Annotated in this window: 14 protein-coding genes and 3 tRNA genes; 6 read left to right on the plus strand and 11 right to left on the minus strand. The window is 71.3% G+C overall.

Annotation, left to right across the window (positions count from 1 at the left end; translation table 11 throughout):
- Window positions 1–451 precede the first annotated feature (451 nt).
- A complete protein-coding gene (gene bldC / locus OG946_RS20370) occupies window positions 452–658 on the plus strand; it encodes a developmental transcriptional regulator BldC (RefSeq protein WP_003949541.1) in 207 nt (68 codons plus the stop codon).
- Between the two features lie 354 nt (window positions 659–1,012).
- On the opposite strand, the gene OG946_RS20375 is transcribed toward bldC, so the two are convergent.
- From OG946_RS20375 to hrpA, 3 genes are all read right to left on the minus strand, one after another.
- A complete protein-coding gene (locus OG946_RS20375) occupies window positions 1,013–1,237 on the minus strand; it encodes a DUF6274 family protein (RefSeq protein ID WP_326797490.1) in 225 nt (74 codons plus the stop codon).
- Between the two features lie 222 nt (window positions 1,238–1,459).
- Window positions 1,460–1,534: transfer RNA gene (locus tag OG946_RS20380), tRNA-Asp, on the minus strand.
- 69 nt (window positions 1,535–1,603) lie between these two features.
- Window positions 1,604–5,632 carry an ATP-dependent RNA helicase HrpA gene (gene hrpA / locus OG946_RS20385; protein ID WP_326797491.1) on the minus strand — a complete coding sequence of 1,343 codons (4,029 nt, stop codon included), beginning with the start codon at window positions 5,630–5,632 and terminating at the stop codon, window positions 1,604–1,606.
- Between the two features lie 337 nt (window positions 5,633–5,969).
- Here hrpA and OG946_RS20390 point away from each other — a divergent pair, with 337 nt between their 5' ends.
- Window positions 5,970–6,983, plus strand: a complete 1,014-nt coding sequence (locus OG946_RS20390; protein ID WP_326800319.1) for an ABC transporter permease — start codon at window positions 5,970–5,972, stop codon at window positions 6,981–6,983.
- 11 nt (window positions 6,984–6,994) lie between these two features.
- Complete coding sequence (locus tag OG946_RS20395; protein WP_326797492.1) at window positions 6,995–7,417, plus strand: hypothetical protein; 423 nt, start codon at window positions 6,995–6,997, stop codon at window positions 7,415–7,417.
- A gap of 253 nt (window positions 7,418–7,670) precedes the next feature.
- Here OG946_RS20395 and OG946_RS36155 read toward each other — a convergent pair whose 3' ends face one another.
- The 3 genes from OG946_RS36155 to OG946_RS20405 form a co-directional block, all read right to left on the minus strand.
- Entirely contained in the window at window positions 7,671–7,958 is a 288-nt protein-coding gene (locus OG946_RS36155) for a DUF7660 family protein (protein ID WP_442814429.1), read from the minus strand.
- Between the two features lie 89 nt (window positions 7,959–8,047).
- On the minus strand, window positions 8,048–8,374 hold the full coding sequence (locus OG946_RS20400; protein ID WP_326797493.1) for a hypothetical protein: 327 nt from the start codon (window positions 8,372–8,374) through the stop codon (window positions 8,048–8,050).
- Window positions 8,375–8,426: 52 nt separating this feature from the next.
- Window positions 8,427–9,044: a hypothetical protein gene (locus OG946_RS20405; RefSeq protein ID WP_326797494.1), complete on the minus strand. Its 618-nt coding sequence runs from the start codon at window positions 9,042–9,044 to the stop codon at window positions 8,427–8,429.
- Window positions 9,045–9,323: 279 nt separating this feature from the next.
- Between OG946_RS20405 and OG946_RS20410 the strand changes: the two genes are divergently transcribed.
- Complete coding sequence (locus tag OG946_RS20410; RefSeq protein WP_326797495.1) at window positions 9,324–9,743, plus strand: peptidase inhibitor family I36 protein; 420 nt, start codon at window positions 9,324–9,326, stop codon at window positions 9,741–9,743.
- Between the two features lie 132 nt (window positions 9,744–9,875).
- Here OG946_RS20410 and OG946_RS20415 read toward each other — a convergent pair.
- The 3 genes from OG946_RS20415 to OG946_RS20425 form a co-directional block, all read right to left on the minus strand.
- Window positions 9,876–9,949 (minus strand) — tRNA-Phe (locus tag OG946_RS20415).
- Window positions 9,950–10,003: 54 nt separating this feature from the next.
- Window positions 10,004–10,081 (minus strand) — tRNA-Asp (locus OG946_RS20420).
- 118 nt (window positions 10,082–10,199) lie between these two features.
- Window positions 10,200–11,108, minus strand: a complete 909-nt coding sequence (locus OG946_RS20425; RefSeq protein ID WP_326797496.1) for an amidohydrolase family protein — start codon at window positions 11,106–11,108, stop codon at window positions 10,200–10,202.
- 246 nt (window positions 11,109–11,354) lie between these two features.
- Between OG946_RS20425 and OG946_RS20430 the strand changes: the two genes are divergently transcribed.
- On the plus strand, window positions 11,355–13,436 hold the full coding sequence (locus OG946_RS20430) for an ATP-binding SpoIIE family protein phosphatase (protein ID WP_326797497.1): 2,082 nt from the start codon (window positions 11,355–11,357) through the stop codon (window positions 13,434–13,436).
- 226 nt (window positions 13,437–13,662) lie between these two features.
- Window positions 13,663–17,028: a S8 family peptidase gene (locus OG946_RS20435; protein ID WP_326797498.1), complete on the plus strand. Its 3,366-nt coding sequence runs from the start codon at window positions 13,663–13,665 to the stop codon at window positions 17,026–17,028.
- A 161-nt stretch (window positions 17,029–17,189) separates the two neighbouring features.
- On the opposite strand, the gene OG946_RS20440 is transcribed toward OG946_RS20435, so the two are convergent.
- Together OG946_RS20440 and OG946_RS20445 are read right to left on the minus strand one after the other, a co-directional pair.
- Window positions 17,190–18,386, minus strand: coding sequence for a glycosyltransferase family 4 protein (locus OG946_RS20440; protein ID WP_326797499.1), 1,197 nt, complete (start codon window positions 18,384–18,386; stop codon window positions 17,190–17,192).
- The gene (locus tag OG946_RS20445; RefSeq protein ID WP_326797500.1) at window positions 18,383–19,768 is read right to left on the minus strand and encodes a sulfotransferase family protein; all 1,386 of its coding nucleotides are present in this window, start codon (window positions 19,766–19,768) and stop codon (window positions 18,383–18,385) included. The genes OG946_RS20440 and OG946_RS20445 overlap by 4 nt, the downstream gene beginning before the upstream one ends.
- Window positions 19,769–19,854 lie beyond the last annotated feature (86 nt).

The following is a 19,854-nucleotide window of genomic DNA, read 5'->3' on the forward strand; positions in this document are numbered from 1 at the left end:
GCCCCGGACGAAGGTCCCGAACCAGGCTATTTGGTCAAGCGTGATGGAAAGCACGTACCTGGGTCTTGCCGTCACCGCGTAGCCTGGGTGACGATATAGGGCAAGGAGTCCAGATGGGGTATGTTCCGTCCAACTTAGGGTGGAATGCCGACCATTGATCCTCTCGTGGGAGGCCTTGTGGCCCCTGGGGGTGCTGTGACTGATCGTCACGAAGGTGTGACTGTCCGCTATGGCACGGTCCAGCGGGATCCGTCGAGGTTGAACACCTCAGAGGGCAATTCCATCGGTTTGGCCGACGCCGCTGGACAGATGGTGTAGTTGTAGTGCCGAGGACAAGACGTTCGTCCTATTACCGACTCGACCCCCGTTGGCCATATCGGTCAACGAGGGTCAAGGTGCAGAATTTAGAGGAAAGAACCGAGAAGGTTCGGTTCTCCCGAGGAGGCCGCTCATGACCGCTCGCACCCCTGACGCCGAGCCGCTGCTGACCCCCGCCGAGGTAGCCACGATGTTCCGCGTTGACCCGAAGACGGTCACGCGCTGGGCGAAGGCCGGCAAGCTCACGTCGATCCGCACGCTCGGCGGGCATCGCCGCTACCGCGAGGCGGAGGTCCGTGCACTGCTGGCGGGCATTCCGCAGCAGCGCAGCGAGGCCTGACTTACCCGCGTCGCCGGGGCCGGCCGGGACCCCCTAGCCCGGCTCACGCCCCTCGCACCACACGCGACGCAGCGTCATCGATCGCGCTGGACTCCGCCGGGTCCAGCGCGATGTGCCGATCGGCCCCCAGTGGCCGCCCTCCCCGGGCGGCCGCCGGGGGTCGTTCGCGTACGCGACGTCCGGAAGTGTCGGTGCCCGTCCGGGCATGGGTGCAATGGCATATACAAAATTGACCTAACCTAAGAGGGACGTAAATCCGCATGTTTCGAAACCGAATGAGTGATCCCCGTCACAGTCGTGGCGGCTTGCGGCCTCGGTGACCGCTGCGATAGTGACCCCCGGTCAACTCCTGCCCTATGCCGGAAGCGTTGCCCCGTCCGGCGCGGCCGTGTCCGCCGCGTCGTTCGCCATTGCCGCGTCGTTCGCGTCCGCGATCTCCGGCGGCTGCCCTGACTCCATCGCCAGCCGCAGCAGACGGCTGCAGACGGCGCAGTGGGGGGTGAGGTGCCCGTAGGGCGAGGCGGCGGAGAGATGGGCGCGCAGAAGGGCCTTGGTCTCGTGCCGCACCGTCGTCGTCATAGCCGTTGAGTACCGGGTGCCCGTACGCCCGTCAAGGAAACGAGCAGCCGGTCTAGACCGCGTACCAGGGTGAACGCGCCACGGGAGAAACAGAAAACCCCCGCCGTGACGACGGAGGCTGCTGAGTTCTGACGAGTTGCTGTGCGGCCCTGACGGGATTTGCTGCGTCTGTCTGCGGCTTCGCCGCGGGCGCGGCCTCGGACAGGGCTACGAGTTGCTGTGCGGTCCTGACGGGATTTGAACCCGCGGCCTCCACCTTGACAGGGTGGCGAGCACTCCAAACTGCTCCACAGGACCTTGCTTGCGCGAACGCGCGTGCCCGACTCTACAGCAGCTCAGGCCGCCGGTCGAACCGGTTCCCGCGGCTCACCTCGTCGGCGGCACCAGCGCGTCGACCGCCTTCACGATCCGCTTGTCGGAGACCGGATACGCCGTCCCCAGCGCGTGCGCGAAGTAGCTGACCCGCAGCTCCTCGATCATCCACCGCACGTCCAGCACCGCCTTCGGCGCCGGCCGCCCCCGCGGCTGCTGCTCCAGCAGCCACGCGTACTCGTCCTGCATCTCCTTGACCTTCGCCATCCGCGCCCGGTCCCGCTCCGCGTGCGTCGGGAGCTGCTGCAGCCGGCGGTCCGCGGCGACGAGGTAGCGCAGCAGGTCCGGCAGCCGGCCCGCGCCGTGCTCGGTGACGAAGCCCGGCTTGACCAGCCACGCCAACTGCTCGCGTACGTCCGCCGCGGACTCGGCCAGCACGGGGCTCTTGACGGCCCGTAGCCGCCCCTCGCAGGCGTGCCAGGCCGCCAGCACCTCCTGCACCTGCCGGATGGTCTGCATCGTCGCGTCGACGATGTCGGCCCGTACGGAGTCGAAGAGCTTGCGGAAGCCCTCCTCGTCCCACGCGGGCCCGCCGCGGGCCGCGATGAGCCGGTCCGCGGAGGCCGTCACGCAGTCCTCGAAGAGGGCCTGTACGCCGCCGTGCGGGGTGCGGGAGAGGGCGAGCTTCGCCTGGTTGGACAGCGTGCTGTTGGCGAACTTTGCGGGGTTGGAGGGGAGTTGGAGCAGGATCAGCCGGCGGGTGCCGGCCCACATGGCGGCGGCCTGCTCCGCCTCCGTGTCGTACAGCCGCACGGCGACCGTCTCGCCCTCGTCCACCAGCGCCGGGTACGCCTTGACGGTGTTGCCGCCGAATGGGGTATCCCCTGCTCGAGCGGAGCCGAGAGCTTGGGGAAGGGTCTCGAAGGTGCGGGGGAGGGTGCCGACGGTCCAGGAGGTGAGGCCGGTGCGCCGGTCCAGCGCGGGCCCGCCGGCGCCGCTCTCCGCCTCGGCCCCGCGCGCGCCCTTCCCGCCGCCCGACGCCTCGTCGAACGCCCGGGTGATCGCCGCCTGCGTCTTGGGCTTCAGCTTCAGCCGCAGCTCCTCCAGGTCCTTCGACTCCGCGAGTTGCCGCCGCCGTTCGTCGGTCACGCGGAACGTGACCCTCAGATGGTCCGGAACCTTGCCCCAGTCGAAGTCCTCCGCCGCGACCGGCACCCCCACCATCCGCTGCAGCTCCCGCGCCAGCGCCGTCGTCAGCGGCTCCTGTACGGGCACGGCCCGCTCCAGGAACGCCTTGGCGTAGTTCGGCGCCGGCACGTAGTTGCGCCGGATCGGCTTCGGGAGCGAGCGGATCAGCTCGGTGACCACGTCCTCGCGCAGCCCCGGGATCTGCCAGTCGAAGCCCTCGGGAACCACCTGGTTGAGGATCTGCAGCGGTACGTGCACGGTGACGCCGTCCGCGTCCGTGCCCGGCTCGAACTGGTACGTCACCCGCAGCTTCAGCTTGCCCTGCCGCCAGGAGTCCGGGTAGTCGTCCTTGGTGACGCCCTCCGCCTGCTCGTTGATGAGCATCGACTTCTCGAAGTTGAGCAGTTCCGGCTCTTCGCGCTGCTTCTTCTTCCACCAGGAGTCGAAGTGCGCCCCCGACACGACGTCCGCGGGGACGCGCTGGTCGTAGAAGTCGAAGAGGGTCTCGTCGTCCACGAGGATGTCGCGGCGGCGGGCCCGGTGCTCAAGCTCCTCGACCTCGGTGAGGAGGCGGCGGTTGGCGGCGAAGAACTTGTGGTGCGTACGCCAGTCGCCCTCGACCAGCGCGTGCCGGATGAACAGGTCGCGGCAGGTCTCGGGGTCGATGCGGCCGTAGTTGACCGAGCGGCGGGCCACCAGCGGCACGCCGTAGAGGGTGACGCGCTCGTACGCCATGACCGCGGCCTGGTCCTTCTCCCAGTGCGGCTCGCTGTACGTGCGCTTGACCAGGTGCTGCGCCAGCGGCTCGACCCAGTCGGGCTCGACCTTCGCGTTGACCCGCGCCCACAGCCGGGAGGTCTCGACCAGCTCGGCCGACATGATCCAGCGCGGCGGCTTCTTGAAGAGCGCGGAGCCGGGGAAGACGGCGAACTTCGCGCTGCGCGCGCCCAGATACTCGTTCTTCGCGTCGGTGTCCTTCAGCCCGATGTGGCTGAGCAGCCCCGCGAGCAGCGACTGGTGGACCAGGTCGGGCGCGGCGTCCTGGTCGGCGGGGTGGATGCCCATGCCGCGGGCGATGGTGCGCAGTTGGGAGTAGATGTCCTGCCACTCGCGTATACGCAGGTAGTTGAGGAACTCGCGCTTGCACATGCGCCGGAACGCGGACGAGGACAGCGCCTTCTGCTGCTCGCGCACGTACGTCCACAGGTTGAGGAACGTCACGAAGTCGCTGGACTCGTCGCGGAAGCGGGCGTGGTGCTGGTCGGCCTGCTGCTGCTTGTCGGCGGGGCGCTCGCGCGGGTCCTGGATGGACAGCGCGGAGGCGATGACCATGACCTCGCGTACGCAGCCGTTGCGCTCGGCCTCCAGCACCATGCGGGCCAGCCGCGGGTCGACCGGCAACTGGGCGAGCTTGCGGCCGGTCTGGGTGAGCCTCTTCTTCGGGTCCTTCTGCGCGGTGTCGAGCGCGTGCAGCTCTTCCAGGAGCTGGACGCCCGCCTTGATGTTGCGGCTGTCCGGCGGGTCGATGAAGGGGAACTTCTCGATGTCGCCGAGGCCGGCGGCGGTCATCTGGAGGATGACGGACGCCAGGTTCGTACGGAGGATCTCGGCGTCGGTGAACTCGGGGCGGGCGAGGAAGTCCTCCTCCGCGTACAGCCGGATGCAGATGCCGTCGGCGAGCCGGCCGCAGCGGCCCTTGCGCTGGTTGGCGCTGGCCTGCGAGATGGGCTCGATGGGCAGGCGCTGGACCTTGGTGCGGTGGCTGTAGCGGGAGATGCGGGCGAAGCCGGTGTCGATCACGTACCGGATGCCGGGGACGGTCAGCGAGGTCTCGGCGACGTTCGTGGCGAGCACGACCCGTCTGCCGCCGTGCCGCTGGAAGACGCGGTGCTGCTCGGCGTGCGAGAGGCGGGCGTAGAGGGGGAGGACCTCGGTGTTGCGGAGCTTCTGCTTCGCGAGCGCGTCCGCGGTGTCGCGGATCTCGCGCTCGCCGGAGAGGAAGACGAGGATGTCGCCGGAGCCGTCGCCCTCGGCCTGGAGCTCGTCGACGGCGTCGCAGATGGCGGTGATCTGGTCCCGGTCGCTGTCTTCCGCACCCTCTTCGAGGAGCGGGCGATAGCGCACCTCGACGGGGTACGTACGGCCGCTGACCTCGACGATCGGCGCGTCGCCGAAGTGCCGGGAGAAGCGCTCCGGGTCGATGGTCGCGGAGGTGATGACGACCTTGAGGTCGGGGCGGCGGGGGAGGAGCCGGGCGAGGTAGCCCAGCAGGAAGTCGATGTTCAGGCTGCGCTCGTGCGCCTCGTCGATGATGATCGTGTCGTACTGGCGCAGCTCGCGGTCCGTCTGGATCTCGGCGAGCAGGATGCCGTCGGTCATGAGCTTGACGAGCGTGTCGCCGCCGACCTGGTCGGTGAAGCGGACCTTCCACCCGACGGCCTCGCCGAGCTGGGTGTGCAGCTCCTCGGCGACGCGCTCGGCCACTGTGCGGGCGGCGATGCGGCGGGGCTGCGTATGGCCGATGAGGCCGCGGACGCCGCGGCCCAGCTCCAGGCAGATCTTGGGGATCTGGGTCGTCTTGCCGGATCCGGTCTCGCCCGCGACGATCACGACCTGGTGGTCGCGTATGGCCGCGAGGATGTCGTCCTTCTTCTGGCTGACCGGCAGCTCCCGCGGATACGACACGGGGGGCACCGCGGCGCGGCGGCGCTCGGCGGTCAGCTCCGCGGCGTCGACCGCGGCGGCGATCTCGGCGAGCACGGCGGCCCGCGCCTCCGGCTTGCGGACGCGGCGGGCGCCGTCGAGGCGGCGGCCGAGCCGCTGCTCGTCGCGGAGCGTGAGGGCGGACAGACGGGCGCCGAGGTCGGCGAGGCTGGGGGTGGCGGAAGTGGACATACGGACTCAAGGATCTCACCCGGGCGGGGGCGTCGGCGAACTATTTCGGCGGGGGGTTCGGATGGGGCGAAAGCCGTAAATCGCACTAAGCTGGTCGTCTGTGACGGAGGACAAGGGGCGGCGAGGGGGCGGCTCGGGGCGGTCACGCCCGGTCCGGTGGCCGCACTCCCGGCGGCGGGTGCTGCCGGCGCACGTACGCCCCCGGCCCCGGCCCCGGCTCCGGTCGCGGCTCCGGTCGCGGGGCGCGCGGGGGCGGCGCGTCCGGTGGCCCCTCCGACGGCCCCGCTTCCTGAGGGCTGGCCCGCGGCCCCTCCCGCGGCCCGTCCCGCGGGTCCGCCTGCGGCCCGTACCCGAGCAGATCCGGGCCTTCCGCGCCGGGCCGTTCCTGACGCCGGTGGTGCTGGTGCTGCTCCTGGCCGCCGTCGCGGGGCTCTTCGCCGGTTCGTACACCGCCGCGATGGCGAACCCGACGCCGCACAACCTGCCGGTCGCGGTCGTCGGCGACGTGGCCGCCGAGCCGGGCGCGCGGGCGTTCGTCAAGGGGCTGGAGGAGGCGCTGGAGGCGTCGGTGGAACTGCGCCCGTACGGAACGTACGCGCAGGCCAGGGACGCGGTGGAGGAGCAGCGGGTGTTCGCGGTGCTGCGGGTCGGGCAGGACCGGACGCGGGTGGACCTGTCGGGTGCCGCGGGCGCGTCGGTGGCGCGGCTGCTGATGGAGGACGCGCCGCGGGTGGCGAAGCGGGTGGGGGTGCCGGTGACGGTACGGGACATCAAGCCGATGCAGTCCGGCGACCCCCAAGGGCTCGCGCTCTTCTACATCTCGCTCGCAGCGGTGATCGTCGGCTTCATGGGCGCGATCCAGTTGAGCGTGCACGCGCACGCGCTGAACCCGACGGAGCGGATCGGGTTCACGGCCGCGTACGCGCTGCTCGGCGGGTTCACCATCTACGTGGTCGTGGACCTGCTGCTGGGGGTGGTGCGGCTGCCGTTCCCGCAGTCGTGGCTGACGCTGGCGCTGACGATGTTCACGTCGGGGATGGTCTTCACGATGTTCAACACTCTGATGGGGCGGTGGGCGATCCTGCCGACGTGGGTGGTGATGGTCCTCGTCGGCAACCCGTCGTCGGGCGGGGCGGTCTCGTGGCCGCTGCTGCCGTCGCCGCTGGGGGAGATCGGCCGCTGGCTGCCGCCGGGCGCGTCGGTCAACGCCCAGCACACGGCGGTGTACTTCGCCGGGCACCAGCACCCGTTCCCGTACCTGGTGCTGGCGGGGTGGGCGATCGCCGGGACGGCGGTCTTCTGGACCTGGCGCCACCGGCACCCGGGCGGGCGGGAGCGGGTCGCGCCGTAAGGGTTGCCGGGATGGAACGGGACGAGGAGCGGTTGCTGGCGCCGCAGGTGGCGGGGGTGCACGGGCTGGCGCGGGGGAGTGCCGGAGGGCTGCCGACGGCCAGCGCGCCGGCCGGCGTACGGGCGGTGTGGGGGTGGTCGCCGGAGGCGCGGCTGGTGGCGGTGGCGGAGGACCTGGCGGGTACGGAGCACGAGCGCGCCCTGTCGTCGGATTCGACTCCGTACGAAGCGGAAAGGGCCCCGCGCGCGATGGAGGCCCTGGCCCGCACCCTGGACAGCACCCTGGAGGGCGGCCCCAGCTACGTCTTCCCCCCGACCCTCCCACCCCTGCCCCCGGCCCCGCTCCCGCTCCTGGTGTCGGACGCCCCGGGCCTGCGCCGGGCGGTGAGCCTGCGGCGGCCGGCCACTGGGAACCGGGGGAGTGGGCCGAGCTGACGACGGGCACGCTGGGCCCGTGGGCGATGGCCGTACACGACGACACACCGGTCTCGATCTGCCACACCCCGGCATCGACCCCGACTTCAGCCGAAGCCGGCGCCTGGACCCACCCGGAACACCGCGGCCGGGGCCTGGCACCGCACACGGTCGTGGCGTGGACGGGGCCTCCAACGCGCCGGTGCGGAAGCCCTCTTCTACAGCACCACGACCGGCAACCACGCCTCCCGAGCGGTGGCCCGCACCCTGAACCTCACGCCACTGGGCTGGCTGTGGACGGTGACTCACTCGTAAATGGCGGCGCCCCCAAGGGCGTTGACAAAAAACGCCCGGCCCCCGTCCACCGGTATCTCCTGCCCGGTGCGCGCGCGTACCGCCACCCGTGGGCCCCCTCGCCCCAGGCCCCGAGCGCTTCCAGAAACCGCTCAAGGGCCGGGTTCTCCCACTCGTGCCCGTTCGCCTCGTAGTCGGCGCGCAACTCCTCGATGAACGGCACGAATGCCTGGCGGTCAGGAATCTCTCCCGGCGGCTTGATTGCCATGCCGTGAGTCTCCGCGGCGGCCGCCCCGGGAGACTCACCGCCCGAACGCCCCGACCACCCCGCCCGGCACGAGGAGACACGGCCACGGCCTACGTGAAGATGTCCGCTTCGCGACCCGGCCAGGCGAGGATGACCCCGTGCCGCTCGCAGAGCGAAACCCAACGGGCCTCGGTCGGTTCACGCTCCACCCACAGGAGAGCGCGCACCTCCGCGGCGCGTCCCTGTAACTGGTCTTGGTAATCGAGCACTTGCCCCAGCCCTGCACGCAACTGCCGCGTCTCATTGTCCGACGTCAGCGACTTGACTTCGGAGACCGTCAGCCGGTTGTGACCGTCTCGCCATGCCACGTCGAAGTCGGGGTCGGCTGCCGTAGGAGAGAGCACTTCGAGGCCCCGCACTTGAGCGGCAGCAGCCAAGTGATTCTGGAGCCGGCGATGGACCCGAAGGTTGCGGCCGGACAGGTCCAGATCAGGACCACTCGGGTGTCTCTGACGCCGCTGGCGTCACGTCCTCGTCTGCGGGCCGGTAGTTCGTTCCCACCGATACCTGGTCAGGCTCCGTGGTAGAGCTGATATCTCCTTTCCCGTCACCGCTGTAACGTCCCTGAAGCTCCGCACGGTGCATCCCGTCGCCCGGCTTCAGCTCCGGGTCCGGGTCCTCTCCCGAGGTATGGCCCATCAGCTCGGAGACCGCCTCCCATTGGGAGTCTGCAAGCCGGTGAGGATTGCCGGCGAACGGCTGAGTGAAGATGGTGGCCTTCGCCACACGCAGGTCTTCGGCGATCAGCCTGCGCGGTACGACGCGCTCCAGCCACTCGTCGACAGCCAGCGGCACGTACCACCGCTCACCGGGGTCCTCCCGCCAGTACCCACCATGGTTGGGCGGACCGAACCACGGCGCCCCCGTGATGCGTCCATGGGCAACTAAGCCGCCGTCGGCGCCGGTGACCCACAGAGCGAAGGGGTCGCCGGCTGTCAGTTGCTGCCTGTAGCGGTGGACACTCCAGGAGTCGAGGGTGTGCCCGTCACGTCGATACGACTCCAAGTCGAAGACGCTCGGGTTACAGGTCAGGATCCAACCGGTCATGCGCCCTCCAGACGGCTGCGGCGGCTCGTGGTGCTCGGAGACTACGCCCGAGCACTGACATAGCCGAGCGGACCTCGACGGCGTGGGCAACTGCCGTCGTGACGAATGCCGATCAGTGAGCACCGTGCACCATCGGTACACCGAATTGGGCGCCGTGCACATTGGTTCAGATGCGTATTGCTGCCTAGGGTCGGCTCGTCAGCTTTGCGGGGCACGGTGGCATCCAGCAAAACCGGGCGCCCGCACTTCCGCCAAGTTCAGGGGGAATACATGAAGCGCATGCGACGCATCCTCACCATCGGCGCACTTTCGGCGACCCTCGCGGCGGGCACCGCGCCCGCCATCGCCGACTCCTACCCCAAGGGGGACGGCTTCGGCGCTCCCGGAAGCGACATCGGAGTGACCGCCTTCAGTGACTGCCCCGAGGGCCGTCTGTGCCTCTGGGACAACCAAGAGGGAGGCGGTCTGCGTCTCGCCGCCCTGACGCCCCCCGGCGACTGGAGCCTGACCAGCGCTTCGGTAAACCGTGCGAACAGCATCTGGAACCGCACGGGGCGGATAGCCCTCCTGGAGGACAAGTCCTGCAAGGTCGTCCTCCGCATAGACCCCGGCCAGAAAGCGCCGGACCTGGGCAGCATCGACCGAATCGGTTGTGATGGTAGCTGGAACAACAAGATCGACAACGGGTGGTTCGTCTAGTAGCTACGGTCGGCCTCCGAAACTCCCGCCGACCAGGCCGGCGGGAGTTTCCTCCGGACGCTGACCGGTTCTCCCGCCGTCCCGCGCCGTACGCGGGCATGAAAATGCCCCCTCCGAAGAGGGGGCTTCGTGTGGCTGGGGCCGGGGTCGAACCGGCGACCTTCCGCTTTTCAGGCGGACGCTCGTACCAACTGAGCTACCCAGCCCGATGGCTGGGGACCGGGGTCCCCAGTCGGGTGGCCCTCAGGCGTGCCTGAGGGTGGCGGTCCTGACGGGATTTGAACCCGCGGCCTCCACCTTGACAGGGTGGCGAGCACTCCAAACTGCTCCACAGGACCAGGCTTGCGCGAGCCCTAGTCTCGCACAGGTGATGCGTGATCCCTACTGGGATTCTCCGTCGTCGGCTACGGGCCGTGACGTCGCTGGATCAGCGTAGCAGAACCCCAGCCGGGTCCCCTAAACGAAGCCGCGGGTCTCCTCCAGCCCGAAGAGGCGGGCCGCGTTGTCGTGGCAGACGGCGCGGAGCCAGTCGTCGTCCTGGTCCTGGGTGGTCAGCGCGTCCAGGGCGGCCGCGTAGGGGTACGGGGTGTTCGGGAAGTCCGTGCCCAGGAGGATGCGGTCCCGCAGGGCGGCCAGGCGGGGGCGGGCGTGGGGTGGGAAGGGGGCGGCGGACTCGGAGAAGGCGGTGAACGCCATCGTCGTGTCGAGCATGACGTCCTCGTGGCGCTCCGCCAGCGTCAGGAAGTCCTCGTACTCCGGCATCCCCAGGTGCGCCACGATCAGCCGCAGCCGCGGGTGCCGCTTCAGCAGCGCCGCGATCGGCGCCGGGCCGGTGTACGGGCCCGGGACCGGGCCGGAGCCGCAGTGGGTGACGACCGGGAGGGCGGTGTCGGCGAGGAGGGACCAGACCTCGTCGAGCACGGGGTCGTTCGGGTCGTACGCGCCGACCTGGAGGTGGCACTTGAACACCCGCGCCCCCTGCCCCACCGCCCGCCGCACGTCGTCCACCGCGCCCGGCTCCGCGAAGAACGTCGCCGTGTGCAGGCAGTCCGGGGTGCGGGCGGCGAAGTCGGCGGACCAGTCGTTGAGCCACCGCGCCATGCCGGGCTTGTGCGGGTACAGCATCGACGTGAACGCGCGCACCCCGAAGCCGCGCAGCAGCGCCACCCGCTCGTCCTCCTCCTGCCGGTACATGATCGGCCAGGGCCGCCCGACCAGCGGGCCGGCGGCGTCGAAGTACGCCCACACCTTCGCCAGCACCCGCTGCGGCATGAAGTGGGTGTGCACGTCGATCAGATGCTCCAGGCCGAGCGCGCGGCGGAACGCCGCCACCCGGTCGCGTTCGGCATCACCAGCGCAGGTCACAGGGCTCTTCTCCCGTTCGGCTCGGGCAGGGGTCGACAGCGTGCCTCCGTCGATCGTCCCCCGGCCGGGAGGCGGTCCGTAAGCCGTCTCGGTGAGGAGAGACCGATGCCTCAGTCGCCGTACGTCCCCGCCGGTGCCCTCAGGTCATGTGACCGCCGCCTTCGAGGGCGGCCGCCGCGCCTCGCCCGGGTGGGAAGAACGCCGCAAAGCAGACCACTTTGCTCGCTGAAGCATAAAATGTGGACAATGCGCACCGAAGAGGTCCTATCCGGTCTGGGTACGGGCGTCTGGCGCTGGGCGGCGCACACCGACCGGGTGGTGCTGGATCCGCAGGCCGCCCGGCTGCTCGGGCTGCCGCCCGCGCGTGTCACCGTGCGTGCCTCCGCGGTACGCGCCCGGCTGCACGGCGTCGACTTCATCGAGCTCAACGGCATCCTCGACCTCGCCCTCGCCGAGGGCACCCTCGCCGAGGGCCGGCTGCGGGTCGTCGACACCGAGGGCGACGTCGTACGGGTGGTGCGCTGCCGGATGCGGGCGCTGGAGTCGGCGCCGGGGGAGCAGACCGACATCGCCGGCACCGTCCAGGAAGTCATCGACGCACCCGCCGGTCCCGGCGACGGGCCGCAGGGGGCCAGCGACTGGCGGCTGTCCCGCGAGGCGTTCCTGCTCTCCGCCGGCCGCGCGCTCGCCGAGGCGCGCTCGACCGACCAGGTGCTGCGGGTGGCGGCGTCGCTGTCGATGCCGGGGTTCTCGCCGGACGGCATGGGGGTCTTCGCGGTGGAGGGCGACGACCTGGTCCTTATCGGCCAGCACGGCTACCGGCCCGAGGAGACCGGGCCCTTCCGCACCATCCCGATGGACTCCTCCTTCCCCTCCGCGGAGGCGGCCCGCACCTCCCGCGCCGTGTACATCGCGGGACGCGAGGAGTACCAGCGCCGCTTCCCCGAGGCGTGGCGGTACGCGCAGGCCGTGCCGCGCGGGTCGTGGGCGTTCCTGCCGCTGATCGCGGAGGGGCGGACGGTCGGGGCGTGGGTGGCGGCGTTCGAGGAGGTGGTGCCGTTCACGCCGGACGAGCGGTCGGTGCTGACGACGGTGGCGCGGATGCTGGGGCAGGCGCTGTCCGACGCGCACGTACACGAGTCCGAGCGGGAGCTGGCGGACGGGCTGCAGCGCAGCATGATGCCGGCGGTGGCCCGCGTCCCCGGCTTCGACGTGGCGGCGCGGTACGTCCCCTCCGGCGGCGGGCTGCAGATCGGCGGCGACTGGTACGACGTCTTCGGCCTGCCCTCCGGGCAGACGGCCCTGGTCATCGGGGACGTCCAGGGGCACGACGTACGGGCCGCGGGGCTGATGAGCCAGCTCCGTATCGCCATCCGCGCGTACGCCTCCGAGGGCCACCGCCCGGACGCGGTGCTGACCCGGGCCTCCGCCTTCCTCACCCGGCTCAACGAGCGGCAGGTCGACGACCCCGTCGACGCCCGCTTCGCCACCTGCCTGTACCTCCAGGCCGACCCGGTGACCGGCACACTGACGGTGGCCCGCGCCGGCCACCTCGACCCGGCGGTGGCGCTGCCCGACGGCACGATGATCATCCATCCCAGCGACGGCGGCCTGCCGCTCGGCATCGAGGCCGACCCGGTGTACCCGCTCTCCGAGCACAAGATCGACCCGGACGAGACCATGCTCCTGTGCACCGACGGCCTGGTGGAGACCGGCGGCCACGACCTGTACAGCGGACAGGCCCGGCTCGGGGCCGCGTTCGGGGCGACGCTCGGCGCGGATCTGGAGACGGTGGCGGACACGATCGTGGACACGGTCACGGGGCCCGGTTCGTACGCCACCCGCGGGCCGCACTCCGGGCGCAGCCAGGACGACATCGCGTTCGTCCTGCTCCGCACCGCGGGCGCGACCCGGCTGGCGCACCCGGAGTCGGAGCGGCACATGTACCTGGCGGTGCCGCAGTCCGAGCAGCAGCGCATCTCCGACGCCCGGCACCAACTGCGCGGCCTGCTCTACGACTGGGCGACCGCGGACCAGATCGACGCGGCGGAGCTGGCGCTCTCCGAGATGATCGCGAACGTCATGATGCACACGGACAGCACCGCCAACGTCCTCGCGGACCTCACCGGACCGCCGGGACGGCGCGTGCTGCGGATGACGATCGCCGACGCGGACGGCAACCTTCCGCACCGCCGGCACCCGGGCGAGATGGCGTCGTCGGGCCGCGGGGTGCTGCTGTTGCAGGCGCTGTGCGACAACTGGGGCGTGGAGCCGCAGGGGGACGGCAAGGCGATCTGGGCGGAGTTCCGCGAGCAGGACCAGGAGTGAGCCGTACGGCGGGTAACGCCCGTGCGAACAGCAGTACTTGTTGCCGCTGAACAAAACTGCCCGCTGAACAACTCCCCTCGCCACCCTCTGACCTGCACTCCCGTCCGGCTGTCCGGCGAACCACTAAATGGAGGGGGCAACTCCGCGCGGTTTGTCGGATCATTGTGCGAATGAGGGGCGGGGGCGCCAGTGACTCCTGACCTCGTGACGCAAGGGGAGGGGTTCAGTGCGCAGACACATGAAGAGGGCGGGGGCCGCCGCCTTAGCGGCTGCCGCGGCGACGGCGCTCACGGCGGGCCTCACGGCCGCGCCCGCGGCGTCCGCCTCGCCGGCAGCCGGCTCGGCCGGCTCTGCCGGGTCGTCCGGGGGGAACGGCCAGGCGCAGTACGCGAAGCAGGGCGGCACCTGGGTGACGCTGCTCACCGGTGACCGGGTACGGGTCGACGCCGAGGGGAAGGCCGTGGTGATCGACCGCGGGCCGGGCCGCGCGGAGATACCCGTACGCACCTTCGAGCGGGACGGCCACACCTACGTCGTCCCGCGCGACGCCACCGCGCTCGTCGCGGACGGCACGCTGGATCGCCGGCTGTTCGACGTCACGTTGCAGGCGCGCCCCGAGTACGTACGCCAGCAGCGCGCGGGCCTGAAGCTCATCGTCGACTACCGCGGCGAGAGCCCCGCGGCGCAGAACCGGCTGCACGCCGCCGACGGCACCGACGTCGAGCACCGCTTCCCGCGGCTCAACGCCGAGGCCGTCACCACCGCCAAGGGCGAGGCGGCCGGGGCCTGGAAGGCGCTGACGCGCGCCCAGCGCGGCGACAGCGCCGCCGAGCCGCTGGCCGCCGAGACCGGGGTCAAGCGTGTCTGGCTCGACGGGGTGCGCCGCGCGAGCCTGGATGTCAGCGTGCCCCAGATCGGCGCCCCGGCCGCCTGGGACGCCGGCTACAAGGGCGACGGCGTGAAGATCGCCGTGCTCGACACGGGTGTCGACGAGACCCACCCGGACCTCGCGGGACAGGTCGTCGCCAGGGAGAACTTCACCCCGGCCGCCGACGCCGAGGACCGCTACGGCCACGGCACCCACGTCGCCTCCATCGCGGCCGGTACGGGCGCGAAGTCGGGCGGCAAGTTCACCGGCGTCGCGCCGAACGCGAAGCTGCTCGCGGGCAAGGTGCTCGACGACGACGGCTACGGCGACGACTCCGGCATCCTCGCCGGCTTCGAGTGGGCCGTCGCCCAGGACGCCGACATCGTCAACCTCAGCCTCGGCGGCGGCGACACCCCCGAGATCGACCCGCTGGAGGAGGCCGTCAACCGGATCTCCGCCGACGAGGGCGTGCTGTTCGCGGTGGCCGCCGGCAACGAGGGCTCCGGCAGCCACACCATCTCCTCGCCCGGATCCGCCGACGCCGCGCTCACCGTGGGCGCGGTCGGTGCGGACGGCGGGCTGGCGGGCTTCTCGTCCCGCGGCCCGCGGATCGGCGACAGTGCGGTCAAGCCCGACGTCACCGCCCCCGGCGTGGCGATCACGGCGGCCGCCGCGCCCGGCAGCGTCATCGACCAGGAGGTCGGGCAGAACCCCGAGGGGTATCTGACGATCGACGGTACGTCCATGGCGACCCCGCACGTCGCGGGCGCCGCCGCGCTGCTCGCGCAGCAGCACCCGGACTGGACGGGCCAGGAGATCAAGGCCGCGCTGTCCGCGTCCGCCAAGCCCGCCGCCAAGCGCGGCGCGTTCGGCCAGGGCGCCGGGCTCATCGCCGCGGACCAGGCGGTGGGGCAGTCCGTGGTGAGCGAGCCGGCCTCGCTGAGCTTCGGCCGGCAGGAGTGGCCGCACCAGGACGACGAGCCGGTGACGAAGACCATCACGTACCGGAACCTGGGGACCGAGGACGTCACGCTGTCGCTGACCGCGTCCACCGTGCAGCCCGGCGGCGCCGCCGCGCCCTCGGGGATGTTCAGCATGGGCACCGACGTGATCACCGTCCCGGGCGGCGGCACCGCCGAGCTTCCGGTGACCGTCGACACCCGCCGCGGCGGGGACGTCAACGGCGCGTACTCGGTGTATGTCACGGCGACGGGCGACGGCCAGCGCGTCGTCACCCCGGGCGGCGTGGAGCGCGAGGGCGAGGCGTACGACGTCACCCTGAAGTTCCTCGGCCGCGACGGGCAGCCGACCACGGACGGCACCGCGCTGCTGACCGGCATGGAGGAGAGCAACTGGGAGATCTGGGAGGAGCGGGCGGGCCAGAGCACCGCCACCGTGCGCGTGCCCAAGGGCCGTTACCTGCTCAACGGTGACGTCGCGAAGTTCGACGGCGACACGCTGACCGCGTACGACTGGATCAACCAGCCGCGTCTGGACGTCACCGGGGACACGACCGTCACCCTCGACGCCAGGACCGCGAAGCCGGTCGACCTCAGCGTGCCGGACGGGGCCGCCGTGCGGACGAACCTCGACGTCAGCATGGACGTCAGCGCGGACAGCGGGGGCACGGGGCTGGGCACCTCCATCGAGGGCGACGTCGACGCCCGCACCGCCCACCTCGGCCCGGCGCTCGCCGCCGGCGACCTGTACCAGCAGGTGCAGGCGAACTTCGCGAGCGGCGCGCGCACCGAGTACCAGACCGTCTACAGCGACGCCAACCGCACCACCGCCTGGACCGGCATCACGCGGGCCACCCCGCAGAGCGAGCTGGCCAAGCTCGACCTCACGCTCGGCTCCTCGGCGGAAGGCCGGCAGGGCTGGGTCTGGGCGGTGCCGTACATCGGCGGGAGCACCGGCGCCACGGCCACGGCGCGGGACCTGCCGTACGAGGGCACGCTGTACGTGCGCGGCGGCGACCGCATCAACTGGGAGCTGGAGTACTGGCAGCTCGGCGACGAGTGGGAGGACATCGCCTACACCACGGAGGCGCGCACCTACGCCGGCGGCAGCACGTACAAGGAGTCCTTCAACGCCGCCGTGGTCGGCCCGATCCTCACCCAGGACACCGGCGCCTACCGCGAGGGCAACACGATCGACGCCCTGATCCCGGTCTACCTCGACAACCCCGCCCACTACGGCTACTCGCTGTACGAGAACGCCGACACCACCCTCTACCGCAACGGCACGAAGCTGGGGTCGGTGGCAGACCTCCCGATCGGCACGCGGTTCACGGTGCCGGCGGGCAGCGCCGACTACCAGCTCACCACCACCTCCACCCGCCCGGCCACGGTGGCGCAGACGTCCACGAAGGTGACCGCCACCTGGACCTTCTCCTCCGCCACGACCGACAGCCCGAAGAAGCTGCCGATCTCCGTGGTGCGCTACTCGCCGACGCTGTCGGCGGCGAGCAGCTCCAACGCGGGCGCGACGAAGTCGGTGCCGGTCAAGGTGCTGGGCTCGGCGGCGGGCAGCAACCTCAAGTCGCTGACCGTGTGGGTCTCCACCGACCGGGGCGCGACCTGGAAGGAGCTGCCCGTGCGGGACGGCAAGGTGAGCGTGGTCAACCCGGCCGCGGGCAAGACCGTGTCGTTCAAGGCGAAGGCCGTGGACAAGCAGGGCAACAGCGTCCAGCAGCGGATCTTCGACGCCTACCGGGCGCGCTGACGGCGAGCGGTCCACGCCGGACGTGCCGTACGTGAACGGTCGCTGACCGGCCCGTACGGCAGCAACGGCCGGCACCGCGGAACGGCAGCACGGCAGCACGGCAGCACGGCAGAACGGCCCTTGGTCCGGAGACGGAGCAAGGGCCGTTCGCCGTACGGGCCTCAGGCCGCCGTCCGTACGAGCTTCCGCCGCGGTGCCGCCCGCTCCGCCGCCAGCGACGCGAACAGCTCCTCCCACCGCGGATGGACGGACTCCGGCGCGTACATCCGCGACTTGGCGAGGGCCGCCATGCCCATGTCCGCGCGCATGCCCTCGTCGTCCATCATCTGCCCCATGGCCACCGCGAGCGCGTCGACGTTCTTCGGCGGCACGAGCAGCCCCTCGCGGCCGTCGGTGAGGACGTCCGCCGGTCCCGTCGGGCAGTCGTAGCTGACCACCGGCAGGCCGTGCGTCATCGACTCGATCATCACCATCGGCAGGCCCTCGAAGCGCGAACTCAGCACGAACATCGACGCCTTGGCCAGCTCGTCGTCGAGCCGGGCCGTGAAGCCCATGAGGAAGACGTGGTTGTAAACGTGGTGCTTCTCGATGAGCCGGCGGAGCTGCGGTTCCTTGTCGCCGGTGCCGAAGATGCGCAACTGCCAGTCCGGGCGGGTGGCGACGGCCTGCGCGAACGCCGGGATGAGGAAGTCGAAGCCCTTCTGGTTCTTCAGCCGGCCGGCCGCGATCGCGATGCGGTTCGCGTACGTCGACTGCCGCTTCGCGCCGGTGTGGACGGCGTTGGGGATGCACACGACGCGGGTGCCGGGCAGCAGCCGCGCGTACTCCTCGCGGTCCCGCTCGGTGAGCACGGCGACCGCGTCGAAGCGCGAGTAGAGCCGGGTGATGGCGGCGCGCACGTCCGGGTGGTGGGTGGCCAGGTTCATGTGCTCCTGGCCGACCCGGACCACGTCGGTGCTGGCGTGCTGCGCGGCGAGGATGTTGAGCGACGGGCGGGTGGTGACGAGCACCCCGCCGCGCAGCCGCGCCATCCAGCGGATCACCCGGGTCTCCACGTCCCGGGTGAAGTGCTCGCGCGAGACCTCGCCGTTCGGTACGAACCTGGAGGGCCGGCCGCGGTTGCTGAACCGGGCGGCCCACACCCGCGGTTCGGGGACGGCGGGGGCGCCGTAGGAGTCGACGATCGCGGTCACCCGCACCCGCCGGTCCAGCGGGAACCACGGCGACTCGCGGCGGCGCAGGACGCTGATCACCTCGACGTCGTGGCCCGCGGCGGCCATGGAGCCGGCCTGGTTGAAGACCGTGCGGATGGTGCCGCCCTTGCCGTACGCGTTCAGGAGCAGATAGCGGATCTTCACGAGAGCGTCCGGGAGAGGTCGTCGCGGAGCTGGCACGCGATGGAGAGGTTGTCGCGGACGGTGTAGTAGGGCTTCACCTGGATCGTGTCGGCGTCGGACGACACGGACTGGGCGGGGAACACCATGATGTTCTTCTTCTGCTCGATGTCGTCGAGGATCCGGGTGGCCCGCAGCCGGACCTCCCGGGCGCCCGCGCCCGCGGTGAGGTGGAGGTCCCATTTCGCGGGCAGCGCGATCCCGGAGGGCGCCAGGTCGGCGACGGGCACGCTGGCCTCGAACGTCTCGCCGTGCAGCGTCGCGGGGTAGTCGAGGCGGCGCTCGGGCGAGCCGGTCAGCGTGACGGCCAGCCGCCAGCGCGGCGCGGGCTCCTCGGCCGCCGGGACACCGTGCAGGCGGCCGACGATGCGGATGAGGCCGTCGCGCGGCCAGACCTCGGTGACCTCGGCGCGGGGGTCGTCGGCCGCCGCGTCCGCGGCCGCTCCCGCGGGGTCCCTGAGGTAGCCCCACGCGGTGCTGATCTCCCGCAGCGGCTCGGGCACCTCGGCGGGCTCGGGCAGCGCGCGGCCCTGCTGTACGCGGCCGCTGCGGATCTTCTCCTTCCAGTCACCGAGCCCCTTCGGCAGCTCGCCCTCCTCGCGGGTGCCGTAGTCGAGCATCTCCGGCTCGTACGCGATGCCGAGGAAGTCGCAGATGCTGCGGAGCACGCTCTCGGGGTCGGTGGTGAGGTCCTCGTAGCGCACGAGGTGTCCTGGCAGCTCCCGGCGGGCGCGCTCGGTGGCGCGGGTGTAGTGCAGCGCCTGGACCGCGGCCTCCTCGGGGGTGCGCTTGGAGGGGTCGGCCTCGTACCAGGACTGCGCGATGGAGGCCGGGTGGCGCAGCAGGAAGACGAAGCGGGCGTCGGGCCAGCAGGCGGCGATGCGCTGGTACGCGAAGGCGTTGTTCGGCGTCTTCTCGACCAGGATGTCCTTGCCGGAGCGGACCAGTTCGCGGTGGAGCACGCGGTCCCAGAGCAGGTGCTCCAGGTCGGTGCGCTGGAGGTCCAGCTCGTTCATCGCCTCGACGGCCAGTTCGGTGCCGGCGGTGACCTCCAGCCGGCGCACGTGCAGTTCGTGCGGCGCGTGCAGACGGGAGTGGCCGCCGAGGAGCATGCGCAGCAGGGTGGCGCCGGAGCGTACCGGGGTGATCAGGAAGACGGGCCGCTTGATCAGCCGGTCGACCTGCGGGTTCCGTGGCGGGCGGTAGTCGGGCCGGCGGCCGGGGCGCACGGCGGGGGCGGCGGCCTTGGGCTTCTTCCGGTGCGGCCTGGGCGCGCGCCGGATCTGGAGGCCGGTCAACCGGCCGAGTGCTCTGTTCAGTTGCCGCAGCATTGTCCACCCGTCCATGCGAGAGGTGTTTCCGGCCCGGAAAACGACGCTGCGGGAAAAGGGTTGCGCTCCGGCGGATTCTTCAGATCTCCGTACGGGGGAAA

Source organism: Streptomyces sp. NBC_01808 (assembly GCF_035917395.1).
Taxonomy (GTDB): Bacteria; Actinomycetota; Actinomycetes; order Streptomycetales; family Streptomycetaceae; genus Streptomyces.